Source organism: Bacillus taeanensis (assembly GCF_003318295.1).
GTDB classification, from domain to species: Bacteria; Bacillota; Bacilli; order Bacillales; family UBA6769; genus Maribacillus; species Maribacillus taeanensis.
On sequence record NZ_QOCW01000033.1, the window covers coordinates 1 to 13211 of the forward strand.

11 protein-coding genes and 1 pseudogene are annotated in these 13211 nt (G+C 39.1%); 2 read left to right on the plus strand and 10 right to left on the minus strand.

Annotation, left to right across the window (positions count from 1 at the left end; all coding sequences use genetic code 11):
• Positions 1 to 133: 133 nt before the first annotated feature.
• Complete coding sequence (cccB, locus tag DS031_RS21125; protein WP_113808184.1) at positions 134 to 538, minus strand: cytochrome c551; 405 nt, start codon at positions 536 to 538, stop codon at positions 134 to 136.
• A gap of 67 nt (positions 539 to 605) precedes the next feature.
• A complete protein-coding gene (locus DS031_RS21130) occupies positions 606 to 1466 on the minus strand; it encodes a YitT family protein (RefSeq protein WP_245947596.1) in 861 nt (286 codons plus the stop codon).
• Positions 1467 to 1561: 95 nt separating this feature from the next.
• On the opposite strand from DS031_RS21130, the gene DS031_RS21135 reads away from it, so the two are divergent.
• Complete coding sequence (locus DS031_RS21135; protein ID WP_113808186.1) at positions 1562 to 1834, plus strand: hypothetical protein; 273 nt, start codon at positions 1562 to 1564, stop codon at positions 1832 to 1834.
• Positions 1835 to 1895: 61 nt separating this feature from the next.
• Here DS031_RS21135 and prfB read toward each other — a convergent pair.
• From prfB to DS031_RS21175, 8 genes and pseudogenes are all read right to left on the minus strand, one after another.
• Positions 1896 to 3000, minus strand: a protein-coding gene (gene prfB / locus DS031_RS21140; protein ID WP_181833275.1) for a peptide chain release factor 2 whose coding sequence is annotated in 2 segments (ribosomal slippage) — positions 1896 to 2927 and positions 2929 to 3000 — 1104 coding nt in all. Because the reading frame shifts where the segments join, the coding sequence is not laid out codon by codon here.
• A gap of 212 nt (positions 3001 to 3212) precedes the next feature.
• Positions 3213 to 5720: a preprotein translocase subunit SecA gene (gene secA / locus DS031_RS21145; RefSeq protein WP_113808188.1), complete on the minus strand. Its 2508-nt coding sequence runs from the start codon at positions 5718 to 5720 to the stop codon at positions 3213 to 3215.
• Between the two features lie 227 nt (positions 5721 to 5947).
• Positions 5948 to 6496 carry a ribosome hibernation-promoting factor, HPF/YfiA family gene (gene hpf / locus DS031_RS21150; RefSeq protein ID WP_113808189.1) on the minus strand — a complete coding sequence of 183 codons (549 nt, stop codon included), beginning with the start codon at positions 6494 to 6496 and terminating at the stop codon, positions 5948 to 5950.
• A 336-nt stretch (positions 6497 to 6832) separates the two neighbouring features.
• Positions 6833 to 7030 (minus strand): cold-shock protein CspD, encoded by a 198-nt coding sequence (cspD, locus tag DS031_RS21155; protein WP_113808190.1) that lies wholly within the window; start codon positions 7028 to 7030, stop codon positions 6833 to 6835.
• A gap of 250 nt (positions 7031 to 7280) precedes the next feature.
• Positions 7281 to 7868, minus strand: coding sequence for a ComF family protein (locus tag DS031_RS21160; protein WP_113808191.1), 588 nt, complete (start codon positions 7866 to 7868; stop codon positions 7281 to 7283).
• Positions 7869 to 8095: 227 nt separating this feature from the next.
• Positions 8096 to 9667, minus strand: coding sequence for an IS200/IS605 family accessory protein TnpB-related protein (locus DS031_RS21165; protein ID WP_113808192.1), 1572 nt, complete (start codon positions 9665 to 9667; stop codon positions 8096 to 8098).
• A 149-nt stretch (positions 9668 to 9816) separates the two neighbouring features.
• A pseudogene (locus tag DS031_RS21170) lies at positions 9817 to 11333 on the minus strand (ATP-dependent helicase ComFA).
• 90 nt (positions 11334 to 11423) lie between these two features.
• Positions 11424 to 12131, minus strand: a complete 708-nt coding sequence (locus DS031_RS21175) for a response regulator (RefSeq protein WP_113808193.1) — start codon at positions 12129 to 12131, stop codon at positions 11424 to 11426.
• A 361-nt stretch (positions 12132 to 12492) separates the two neighbouring features.
• On the opposite strand from DS031_RS21175, the gene DS031_RS21180 reads away from it, so the two are divergent.
• Complete coding sequence (locus DS031_RS21180; protein WP_113808194.1) at positions 12493 to 13131, plus strand: YigZ family protein; 639 nt, start codon at positions 12493 to 12495, stop codon at positions 13129 to 13131.
• The last annotated feature ends 80 nt before the right edge of the window (positions 13132 to 13211 follow it).

The window sequence follows — 13211 nt, forward strand, 5'->3', positions numbered from 1 at the left end:
AATGGCTGTGAATTTAAGAAAATTCACAGCCAACAACAACTGATATAAGGCATAATAATGAAAAAAGAGAAATTGCGTCCGCAATTTCTCTTTTTTCATTATTTGAAGCTAGTTATGTCCCAGCCTCATCTTTCTACTGCTTATCACCAAGCCATGCGGCAAGATTTTCTGCTTCCTCACCCTGCACAAGTCCGCCAGGCATGCCTCCACCTTTTCCATTTTGGAGAATATCTAGAATTTCCTCTTGTGAGTATTTACCGCCAATTTGCTTTAAGGTTGGACCTACTTTCCCCTCTAAATTACCGCCGTGGCAGTTCGAACAGGTCTGTTGATAGACTTCTTCTGCAGCTGCTGCATCAAAGCCTGCCGCTTCTTGATTTGTATCCTCTTGTTCTGTCTCTTCAGTTGGTTCTTCTGCCGGTTCTTCCTGGACCTCATCTTCTGCAGGCTCTTCCTGCGCTTCATCGCCGCCCCCACATGCAGCAAGTCCGACTGCGAGTGTTGTGCCCATTAAAAATGCGAGTAATTTCTTTTTCACTTTGTCATCCACCTCTTTTTCATAAATTAGCTAATTTTTCACAGCATACCACCTTATTATAACCGTTTCAATTCCGTTTGAAACCTTCTCCAAGCACCTCTATCGCATTTGAAACAACGATAAAAGCAGAAGGATCAAAGCTTTGAACCAATTGTTTCAACTTTGTGACTTCATTTTGAGAGACAACACACATTAATACAGGACGTTTATCGTCTGTATAACCCCCATAACCAGATAATTTCGTCACACCTCGATCAATCTCCGTTAAAATCGCTTGACGAATCACTTCTTCTTTTGAGGAAATAATAATTGCCATTTTTGCATACCCAAGTCCGAGCTGGACAATATCAATCGTTTTTCCTGTTAAGAACATCGCAACAAGCGCATACAGCGCCTTTTCAATTCCAAATACAAGCGCTGATGCCGCTACAATGGCCCCATCGATTAATAAAACAGAAGATCCTAGTGAGAGGCCCATATATTTATGCACAATTTGCGCTGCTAAATCGGTTCCGCCGGTTGAGGCTTTGCCGCGAAACACAATGCCAAGCCCAACTCCAACACCAATACCACCAAACAATGCTCCTAACAGTGGATCTGTCGTTGCCGGAGGCAGTGTTTCCGATAAGTACACAACAAGCGGTAAAAAAATCGTTCCTACTAATGTTTTCGCACCAAACTGCTTCCCTAAAAAAATCACGCCTGAAATGAACAGCGGAATGTTAAACGCCCACTGTACATAGGAGGCTTTCCATTGAAAGATTCCGTATGTAATCGTACTAATCCCGCTTACACCACCTGAAGCAATTTGATTGGGAAGCAAAAACACATTAAAAGTGAGAGCAATAATGGCCGAACCTATTAATACATAAAGATATTCCCTTATCGAATGTACTTTTGTTCCTGAAATAAACTGTTCTTTAAACATTGTCATCATTTTAAAACACCTACTTTTTTTCATCTATCATTTAGTGTTTGCTAAAAGCCTGAAAAAAAGTATAGCACCTGACGAACACAGTGTAAATGCCACTAAATCACCGCATTAGTGAATTAAACAAACGTTTGATTAATGTAGAAAAGCGAAAGCGCCTCGGTCACCTCCGACAAGCAAATGTTCTTGCGACGCAAGGTTATTTGACTCGAGGAGGTAGGCGCTGGAGCTGGACAAATAGAAAAGCGAAAGGTGCCTGCTTATCGGCGACAAGCACAAGGCAAGACGGTTGGAAGATTGCTTTTTATCTTCCAGACGGATTGACTTGTGACCTCGAGCCGATGGCACCTGGAGCTCGACAATAATCAAGTTTATATTTTCTTAACAAAAAAAACCTTTGAACCAACATGGCTCAAAGGTTTCAGCTTATACAGAAATACGTGAACGCAAATACGCATCAATAAACAAATTAAGATCTCCGTCCATCACAGCCTGTACATTTCCATTCTCCACATTTGTACGGTGATCTTTTACCATACTGTATGGATGGAAAACGTAAGAACGAATTTGGCTTCCCCAGCCAATCTCCTTTTGTTCGCCGCGAATTTCATCAAGCTGTGCCTGCTGTTCTTCAATTTTCTTTTGATACAATTTCGCTTTTAACATTTTCATCGCATGTTCACGGTTTTTAATTTGCGAGCGCTCTGATTGACAGCTTACAATTGTGTTTGTTGGTGTATGTGTAATACGAACCGCTGAATCTGTTGTATTAACGTGCTGTCCGCCGGCACCACTCGCGCGATACGTATCAATTTTTAAATCTTCGGTACGAATTTCAATTTCAATCTCATCATTAAACTCCGGCATCACTTCACATGATACGAATGATGTGTGACGACGTCCAGAAGAATCAAACGGTGAAATACGGACAAGACGATGAACACCTTTTTCCGCCTTTAAATACCCATAAGCATTATGCCCTTTAATAAGCAGTGTGACACTTTTAACACCCGCTTCATCACCTGGCAGATAATCAAGTGTCTCCACTTTAAAGCCTTTTTTCTCACCCCACCTTGTGTACATTCGTAAAAGCATCGAAGCCCAGTCTTGAGATTCTGTACCGCCTGCTCCAGGGTGAAGCTCTAAAATGGCATTGTTTTTATCATAAGGCTCGCTTAAAAGAAGCGTAAGTTCAAATTCATTCATCTGTTTTGTTAATCCTTTTAACTCGGATTCAAGCTCACTGCGAAGCTCTGCATCTTCTTCTTCTTTCACAAGCTCATAAGAAACTTCTAGATTTTCATAGGTTTCATACAATTCTTCAAACTGATTCACCATATCTTTTAACGCATTGGATTCGTTAATAACGGTTTGTGCTTTATTTTGATCATCCCAAAAAGTTGGTGCGCTCATTTCTTCTTCAAGTTCAGAAATACGAGCTTTCTTATTATCGAGGTCAAAGAGACCCCCTAAAGTCTGATAGTCGTTTTGAGAGGTTTGAAAGCTCTTGTTTAATTTCAACAAGTTCCATAGTTATTACCACCTTTTTAATGATTATTATTCAAAGACAACAAGGCTGTCTCAATAGGATCTGACCCCCTCAAATCCATACAATATATCGTGTTTTTTCACAAAGAGTAACCGATATATTAAATGAGGAAGGTCTGATCCTGTGCTTTTGAGGCAGCCTGTTTAGTCAAGTTCTCTTTTAACAGTATACGTTATTTTAAAAGAATGTAAATGTTACTTTCCATGACATTGCTTATATTTCTTACCGCTTCCGCACGGACAAGGCTCATTGCGTCCGATTGTCTCTGTTTTGCGGGTCGGCTGTTTTTTCTTTGGCTGCGCGTCTTCTTTCGGGTTAACAGCCGTTCCTTCTGCCACTTTTTGACGTTCAAGATTGCTGCGAATTTCTGCTTTCATCACATACATCGATACTTCTTCTTCAATTGAAGCAATCATTGCCTCAAACATTTGGAAGCCTTCAAATTGATATTCACGAAGCGGATCATTTTGACCATAAGCGCGAAGGTGAATCCCCTGGCGCAGTTGATCCATTGCATCAATATGATCCATCCATTTGCTGTCAACAGCGCGAAGTGTAATCACTTTTTCAAATTCACGCATGCGCTCCGGCTCAAAATCTTCTTCTTTGCGATCATATTTTTCATTTACCTTCTCGATAATCTCTTCAATCATTTCTTCCGGCTCTTTGCCGCGCAGTGACTTTTCTGTTATTTCCCCTTCAGTAAAGAACGTTGCATTTAAATAGTCTGCAAGAGCTTTTACATCCCATTCTTCTGGGATTTCTTCTGCTGTATGAGAAGCGACGGCGCGTTCAATTGTTGATTTCATCATCGCTTCAATAATATCACGCAGATTTTCCGCTCCGAGTACTTCCGCACGCTGTTTATAAATAATTTCACGCTGTTCACGCATCACATCGTCATATTGAAGCAATTGCTTACGAGCGTCAAAGTTATTTCCTTCTACACGTTTTTGCGCAGATTCAACCGCTTTTGAAACAAGCTTGCTTTCAATTGGCTGATCATCTTCCATTCCTAAACGTTCCATCATATTCATCATATTTTCAGAACCAAAACGGCGCATTAACTCATCTTCCATGGAAATATAAAAACGAGATGCCCCAGGATCGCCTTGACGACCAGAACGTCCGCGAAGCTGGTTATCAATACGGCGGCTTTCATGACGCTCTGTGCCAAGAATAAAGAGACCGCCTCGTTCTCTAACTCCTTCACCAAGCTTAATATCTGTTCCGCGTCCTGCCATGTTTGTCGCGATGGTTACCGAGTTTTGCTGGCCGGCATTTTCAATAATTTCCGCTTCACGCTCATGGTTTTTCGCGTTTAAGACATTATGAGGAATGCGCCGTTTTTTAAGCAAAGTTGAAATGAGTTCCGATGTTTCAACGGCAACTGTACCAACAAGCACGGGCTGACCATGTTTATGGCGTTCTTCAATTTCTTTCACAACCGCTTTAAATTTGCCTTCCATTGTTTTATAAATCAGGTCAGGCATATCATCACGGGCAACCGGCTTATTTGTCGGCATTGCGATCACATTCATATTGTAAATGTTGCGAAATTCTTCTTCTTCCGTTTTTGCTGTACCTGTCATACCGGCAAGCTTATTATACATGCGGAATAAGTTTTGGAATGTAATCGTCGCAAGCGTCATGCTTTCTCGCTGAATTTCAAGTCCTTCTTTTGCTTCAATCGCTTGGTGGAGGCCATCGCTGTAGCGGCGCCCTTTCATTAAACGCCCTGTAAATGAATCAACAATCATCACTTCTCCGTCCTGTACAACATAATCCATATCAGCCTTCATGACGATGTGAGCTTTTAACGCTTGATTAATGTGGTGGTTAAGCTGAACATTGTTATAATCATAAAGATTTTCAATAGCAAAGAATTTTTCCGCTTTTGTAATGCCTTCTTCAGTTAACTGAACATTTTTCGTTTTTTCATCGTACGTATAATCTGTTTCAGCCGTTAACAAACGTGCAAATTGATTGGCTTTTATATATAATTCTGTTAATTTTCTTGCTGATCCTGAAATAATTAGCGGTGTGCGCGCCTCATCAATTAAAATTGAGTCAACCTCATCAATGATTGCATAATGAAGCGGCCGCTGCACCATTTCCTCTTTATACAGCACCATGTTGTCACGTAAATAATCAAACCCAAATTCATTGTTTGTGCCATATGTAATATCGGCAGCATATGCTTCTTTTTTCTCTTCTTTTGATAAACCTGATACATTTAATCCAACTGTTAAGCCTAGAAATTGATAAAGCTCCCCCATAATTTCAGCATCACGACTTGCTAAATATTCATTCACTGTTACAACATGAACGCCTTTACCTTCAAGGGCATTTAAATAAACAGGCATTGTCGCAACCAATGTTTTCCCTTCACCTGTTTTCATTTCGGCAATATTGCCTTCATGAAGAACAGCCGCCCCCATAAGCTGAACAGGATATGGACGCATATTCAATACGCGTGCCGCAGCTTCACGTACAACGGCGTAAGCTTCTTCTAACAGTTGATCGACTGTCTCCCCTTTTGTCAGTCTCTCCTTAAATTCATTTGTTTTCGCTCGAAGCTGGTCGTCAGATAGTTTTTCCATTTCAGGTGCTAACGCCTCGATGCGATCGGCAACTTTTTGAAGACGATTTATTTGCCGATCATTTCCACTTGGAAGTATTTTTTTAATTATTCCTAACATAAAGACCGCTCCTCTATAGTTAAATACTTGCTGATCGTAAAATAAAAGATGCAAGTTTATTCTTTTACATTTTAAGTCTCATAACATCATTTTATCAATTTGAGGATAGCGACACAACAAAGAAAGAAAATTTAGCGTTTTTAATAGTCGTGTTGAAACAAAAAGAATTTCGTCATAAAAAGCACAGCAACTAGTGCTGTGCTTTCCAACATTCCGCTTTTTTCGAGTTATTCTGGTTCAATTAACCCATATTTGCCGTCTCTTCGTCGATAAACGACACTTGTCGTATTGCTTTCTGCATCAGAAAACACAAAAAAGTTATGTCCAAGCATATCCATTTGAAGAATCGCTTCTTCGATATCCATTGGTTTTAAATTAAAACGCTTTGTACGCACAACTTCTAGGTCATTTTCTTGTGCCCGTGCTTCATCTGCAACCTCAACAGCATCTTTAAACATATATTTCACGCTGCCTTCTTGGCGGAATTTACGGTTTACTTTTGTTTTATGTTTACGAATTTGACGCTCTAATTTTTCGACAACAAGGTCAATGGCAGCATACATATCTGTATGAGATTCCTCAGCTCGCAGTAATAAGTGCGGCATTGGAATAGTTACCTCGATCATTTGTTCATCATTAAACACTTTCATGTTTACGTGTACGTCGGAGTTAGGTGGAGTATCAAAATATCGTTCTAGTTTTTTTACCTTCTTTTCAACGTATTCTTTTAGTGCGTTCGTTACCTTAATGTTTTCTCCACGAATATTAAAATTCATTCATTACTCCTCCTTTCGAGTATGTATCTAGTTTCTATATACCCCTGTTAAAATCCTCTATAAACATTTAAAAAATTTTAATAATTTCGACAAATTCTTTATAATTTCTTAACATGCTTAACATTCAGGGGTGAGGTGGTGATTTTAACTCCTACCTTATGGCTGAAAGCGTGCGAGAAGATCATTTCGCACGTCGGAGTTAAAATCATTGCATTATTTAGATCGTTATGAATTATGAAATGAACAATCAAATAAAAATACAAAAACCCTTCCTCGTGTTGAGGAAGGGATATTTTCCATTAGACATGTTTATGTGTTTTGTATGATTGTAGGGTGTTAGCGTTTGATGACGTTGGCCGCTTGGGGGCCGCGGGGGCCTTCTACGATTTCAAATTCGACAGATTGGCCTTCGTCTAATGATTTGTATCCATCTCCTTGGATGGCTGAGAAATGAACAAAAACATCGTCACCATCTTCACGCTCAATAAATCCAAATCCTTTTTCTGCGTTAAACCATTTTACTCTACCTTCCATTCCATTCACTTTCCTTTCAATCATAAAACTTTGTCTTAACGACATATTATAACTATACCCGCTTCTGCTTAAAATATGTCAAAAATTGATCATCTACCCTCACACTTTTTGGAAGTGTTTTTCAGCTTCTAGCCAGGGTCATTGAAGCAACACGAGCCGCGCCATTGTCATATAATATTTTTGCCGCTTGGCGTAATGTTGCGCCTGTTGTATAAATATCATCAATAAGAACATACTCATTTCCATATAATTACAAATGACTTTCTTTTAATTCAAACGGATTCATTCGGTTTTCTAACCGCTCTCTGCGTGTTTTTTTACTTTGTTTTGCTTCATGTACTTTTCGCTTTAACAAATCGTAAACCGGCTTTTCTAAAAGAACTGCAAGAAGAAGAGATTGATTAAACCCTCGTTCATAGAGCAGCTCGTCACTTAATGGAATTGGCACTATGTTCATTTCTTGATACTCTTTTTTATAAAGCGCCTTCCACTCATTTTGAATGCCTTTTATCATTTCTGTATCGCCTCGGAATTTAAAGCGATTTATAATTTCCTTTAAAAAATCATCATACACATATAAGGAACGATTTTTTATTAAAACATGCTGAAAAACAAGATCGTTCTCCCATCTTGCACAATCATAACAACAATTCCCTTGTCGATAATCAGCCCCTATTTGTTTAAACGCCCTTCCGCAAATTCGACAAATTTCCCCGGAAATAGTTTCGAGAGATTGTGTGCAGGTTTTACAAATTTTTTTAGGTTTCGCAAGTTGACATACTTCATGCCAAGACACCTCGAAAAAAAACGGCTGATCACACCAAAGACAGTAATTCAAACACCTGCGCCTGGTTACTAAAATCTATAAAAAACTACAAATCGCCCCCTAACCAAGAAAAGGGACATACTGCGGAGGTTCTCACTCCGTTCCATCAGGAGAGGGATCACACCTCTGTCATGCATCGAATATATAAGACAACCTGTGGTGCTCTGTTGGAGCCAGCGGGGTGCGGCACACCATTCCTTCCAACGGTCAGTGTGACGCAAAGATTTTAGCTGCCAGGATTACACCTCCTTTAATTGTAATTCCTGGTTCTTTACGAATAACGTTTTATGAATGACATTCCAAAGTTTCCATCTGTGATGCTCTTGAAACGTCTCCATATTGCTCAACATCATTCCGATATATTTGCTTCGTTGTTTGCCGTTCTTTGATCGTTTCTCGGATTCTTCCATCGACCCAAGAAGGGAAATCAAATGCGGCTTTACGAGAGAACACAACCTTTCTACTAACTGCTTAGGAATTTTCTCTTCAAAATCTAACCCTCTTCTTCCGATCACAAAAGCAGTGGCTTCATGAACAGATAAGCCATAACGTTTGCTGTATTTAAAGCGGCCAATCACAGACGTATAAGCAGGGTTCACCTTTTTAATCCTAAATCCAAACTTTAATCCTCTGGCTATAATGGCTTTTTGAAGTTTTGTTTTCGCAAACTGATGGGTCAAACGGTTCAAGCGTTTATTCGTATCATGATCTTGTTTGAAGGAAAGATCTTCTAACACGATTGCTCCGACATTCCATTTAATAAGATACTCGGTGATTTCTTTTGCCGTTTCTCCGGCAAGATTGCTTCTTTTATGACTTGAAACGTACTCCATTTCATGACAATAAAACGTTTTGCTTTTAAGAAGATTACCTTGTTTCGTCAGTACACTGATGGCAATTCGATCGACATTCACATCAATCCCCGCAATCCTATCAGCATTGATTTTTTCGTTCCATTTCAAAACCGAACCGTGTGTCTTAACGTCATAGGTGATGTGCACGTAATACTTGCCGTTTTTTCGTTTTAGTTCAATCGAGTACACACGGTATGACTCGATTGGTTTTCCTTTTGCATTTTCCCCAACCACATCAGGCATCACAACCTTTACGATCTCATCAAAGTGCTTATCAGAAATTCTTAATGGAAACAAAAGTCGAGGCGCTTTTGTTTTCCCTTCTTCTGTAAGAAGAGGATTGGCCACTTCTAGATAAAACTGCTGTTCTTCTTCATGAAAAGTGATTCTCAGATTAGCGTTTCCTTTTTTCGAGCGATCACCGCGGGCATACAAGGTATTTGAACGAAGATCTTTCCATTCTTCGTTTGAGAGTTTCCCTTTCATTCTTTGATGAAAGTTTTTCTTCCCGCCAAATAGAACAGGGGGAATCGTTCCCTTTTCTTGATGGTTTAAAAGGGCTGCTTCTTTTTTTCTGAGTTTCTCTAAACGAGCCTCTAACCCTTTGATGCAGACCTCGACAGGAACTTTCTTCGGTGTTTTTTTACCTGTTTGGTAATCTTCAAGCTTTTTTTCAGACTTTCCAATTTTAAGTTGGACGCCTTCAATCCGGGTTGGAAGAAGCTCTTTTTGACTGGAAAGAACCGCTTGTGCCTGCATCACAGCATCTTCTGCATAACGCTTATTGATTCGAAACAAAAGATTCACTTTTTTAATTAAGTCTCCTGTTTTTTCATGTTCTAAAAGGCGGTTAAACGAATAACGGACAGCCGAGCAGAAAACAGTCATTAAACGATCTAAGTGATGACGTTCTGTTTCTCCCTGCATGTGAATTTGACAAATTTTCGTTGTTTTCATTTTGCACCCTCCTTTAAACGAACGATTGTTCTATATTCATTTTAAAGGGAAATTTAACCTTTTAAAATAGGTATAAAGGTGCATGTTATAAGATAGCATTTCATACATTTCTGTAGAATTTATTAAGAAATTTTAAGCTGTTGTCAACCTCATTCTTTATTTAAAAAAGCCTTTCCTAACTTATTCATTTTGTTAATATGTTTTTTCGCTGCGACCATGGCATTTGTTTTTCCATAATGAAAAAAGATGACATCACCGTTTGGATCATCACTGCTTCTCCCTACTCTTCCTGCAATTTGAACGAGAGCACTTTCTGTAAAGATCGCATCTTCACTTCCTAATACAGCGACATCAACATGCGGTACGGTTACACCGCGCTCTAAAATGGTCGTTGTAACGAGAATACGGATTTTCCCTTCCCGAAACGCGGTTACTTTTTCTTTACGCCGAACATCTTCAGCATGAACGCTTTCAATGCGTTCATCAAGCGCTTTTAACAGTTCAACAATTTGCGCCATCACATCAATTTTAGGAACAAACAAAAAAAGCTGACGATTAATAGTAAGTTTTGTTTGAATCCAATTCATTATAATCGAGGGAAGCTTGTTCTTCTGAAGCTGCTTTTTCCAATTGCCACACCAATAAAAGGCTGGAACAGGAAGAGAACAGCCATGATAACGAATAGGAATTTTCACATAAGGAAGTTTGTTCGAAGCAGCTTGCCGCTGTAAAGAAGGATTGGAGTAGCTGTTAAATAAATAATTGCTGCTGAGTTTTTCGCAGCGCGCTGAGCCGCAAATGACAGCATCGGATCAATCGAATAAGGAAATGCATCCACTTCATCAATCACAAGTACATCAAACCAATTGTAACAGCGCAGGAGCTGATGGGTTGTAGAAATTACAAGACTTGCATTTTGTTCTTTCGTATCACTTCCCCCATATAAGGCAGAAAGTGAAATCTCTGGAAATACTTTTTTCAAGCGGGGAAACAGTTCTAATACAACATCGGTGCGCGGGGCGGCGATGCACACCCGCTTGCCCATTTCAAAGACCCTTTTTAAACCTTGAAATAACACTTCTGTTTTTCCGGCTCCACATACAGCCCAAATAAGAAGCTCCGACTGCTGTTCAACAGCTTTTATAACTTCATCTGAAGCAATCTGCTGTCCTTTTGAAAGGAACCCATCCCATTTTAAAGGTTCATTCAGCGGCTCATTTATCTTTGTTGGACCCCGCCAGCTCACTAATGGTGTGCATTGACTCGCTTTTCCCATCACAATACACTTCCGACAGTAGATACACTCACTTTGACAGCGGGCACAAGAAAAGGAAGCAAACAGACGCTGAATAGTATTTCCACAGCGTTCACATCTATAACTCTGTTTGTTTTTCACAATCGCTTTTTCATACCCTACATAACCATTTACATAATGCTCGTGAATAAGTTCAAGTGAAAAGGGAAGTTCGTCTAGTAAAAGAAGTTTTCCCTGCAGGTAATGCTGAAGTTCGGTTGAATAATGATAGTGTTCATTAAGAGGTGGAATTTCAAGCGAAGAAAGCTGACTAATTGATATAAACGAGGGAGATTGTAAGTTGTACTGCCCGGCAAGAGGCTCTGGGCACAGCAGCTGATTATTGTTAAACGAAAAGGAAGCAAATCTCATTTTTTACCTCCATCGATTTTTTCAAATGCTGAGGCGCCCTCAAGCGAAAAGCCGTGCAGCATCGGGCGCTTTAGCTAGAATTGAAGAAAACTATCTTACTTTAACCCAACCATTTTTAATCGCTTCTACAACTGCTTGCGTGCGATCATTTACATTCATTTTTTGTAAAATATTTGAAACATGATTTTTTACTGTTTTTTCACTTATATAAAGCTGTTCACCAATACTGCGGTTGCTTCTGCCATCTGCTAAAAGTTGAAGCACTTCGCATTCACGGCGCGTTAACAAATGAAGCGGTTTACGATATTCAATATCTCCAATCCCGACAAAATCAGATGACGTACTTACACCTACTGCTGCTAAACGGCGATATTCAGTAACAAGTTTATTCATTACTTTTGGATGAATATAAGCGCCGCCTTCTGCCACTACTCTTACTGCCTCAATTAATGAATCAGTGTCCATCTCTTTTAATAAATAGCCCGAGGCTCCTGCTTTTACGGCATGAGTGACAAATGACTCATCATCATGAATTGACATCATGATTACTTTTATATGAGAATACTCATCCGAAAGCTTCTTTGCTGTTTCAACCCCATTCATGCTCGGCATATTGATATCCATTAATACAATATGCGGGGAATAGTTTTGAACAAGCTTTAAAGCATCTGCACCATCACCAGCTTCAGCAACGACTTCAAATTGCCCTTCCATTTCTAAAATGCGCTTCATTCCTTCACGAAACAAGCGATGATCGTCAATTAAAACAATCTTATTTTTTTCACTTAACCCTTTCATTGTAATCCTCCTCCACTAAAAAAATAGAATGGCTCTTATTTTTTCTAAAACAATTCTTTACACTGAAGCAGCTATTATGTATTTTCTACTACTATCCATGCAGCAAGTAATAAAATACGTTACCCTTATTTATAGTCTTTTAATCTAGTTGTATTTTTTATAAAATCTGCCATTATAATTCCTTTTTTTGTAACTCCACTTCTATTTTATACTATTTGTCTTTGCAACTATAGTACTTCGAGGAAATTTATTTCTTTATGACTTTTGAACGAAAACAAATTGAAGGAATTTACTATGCCTACTATAATAGGCATAGTAGTTAATAAAAATAATAACGATGTTTTTTAGGAGGAGTACAAGGGTGCTAGCATCTTACTATACAGTAAAAGAATTTAAAGAACATGAGATTGTGATTCAAAAATCTCGCTTTATTGCCTATGTAACGCGGGTATCCACTGAGGAAGAAGCACAGCAATTTATTCAAAAAATAAAAAAACAGCACTATAATGCTAATCACAACTGCTCTGCATATATGATTGGTGAAAAAGATGAAATCCAAAAAGCAAACGATGATGGAGAACCGAGCGGTACTGCCGGTGTTCCGATGCTTGAAGTGCTGAAAAAGCGCAATCTAAAAGATACTGTTGTTGTTGTGACACGTTATTTTGGCGGAATAAAGCTTGGGGCCGGTGGCTTAATTCGCGCTTATGGCAAAGCAACAACTGAAGGAATTAATGCAGCAGGAGTTGTTGAGCGAAAATTGATGCGTCTCATGCATACAACAGTCGATTACACACTTTTAGGTAAGGTCGAAAACGAGCTCCGCCATTCGAACTATATAATGAAAGAAATCCATTATTTAGAGCAGGTAACTTTTGAAACATATGCAAACAGCGGTGAGGAGGAACATTTCCGAAATTGGATGATTGAATTAACAAACGGACAAGCTTCCATTAAAGAAGGGGCCGTTGAATATTTAGAAGAAGAGCTTTCATTATAAAAACCTTAACGATAACAGTTTATCTTTTTTAAACAAGTGAAAAAGATAAATAAGGATAGTTTAATTTAAAGGAGACCACA

Bases quoted from the DNA above. Each gene is read 5' to 3' on its own strand.
- DS031_RS21130 (WP_245947596.1), bottom strand. From the start codon at position 1,466: ATGTTTAAAGAACAGTTTATTTCAGGAACAAAAGTACATTCGATAAGG.
- DS031_RS21135 (WP_113808186.1), top strand. From the start codon at position 1,562: ATGCCACTAAATCACCGCATTAGTGAATTAAACAAACGTTTGATTAAT.
- secA (WP_113808188.1), bottom strand. From the start codon at position 5,720: ATGTTAGGAATAATTAAAAAAATACTTCCAAGTGGAAATGATCGGCAA.
- hpf (WP_113808189.1), bottom strand. From the start codon at position 6,496: ATGAATTTTAATATTCGTGGAGAAAACATTAAGGTAACGAACGCACTA.
- cspD (WP_113808190.1), bottom strand. From the start codon at position 7,030: ATGGAAGGTAGAGTAAAATGGTTTAACGCAGAAAAAGGATTTGGATTT.
- DS031_RS21165 (WP_113808192.1), bottom strand. From the start codon at position 9,667: ATGAAAACAACGAAAATTTGTCAAATTCACATGCAGGGAGAAACAGAA.
- DS031_RS21175 (WP_113808193.1), bottom strand. From the start codon at position 12,131: ATGAAAGGGTTAAGTGAAAAAAATAAGATTGTTTTAATTGACGATCAT.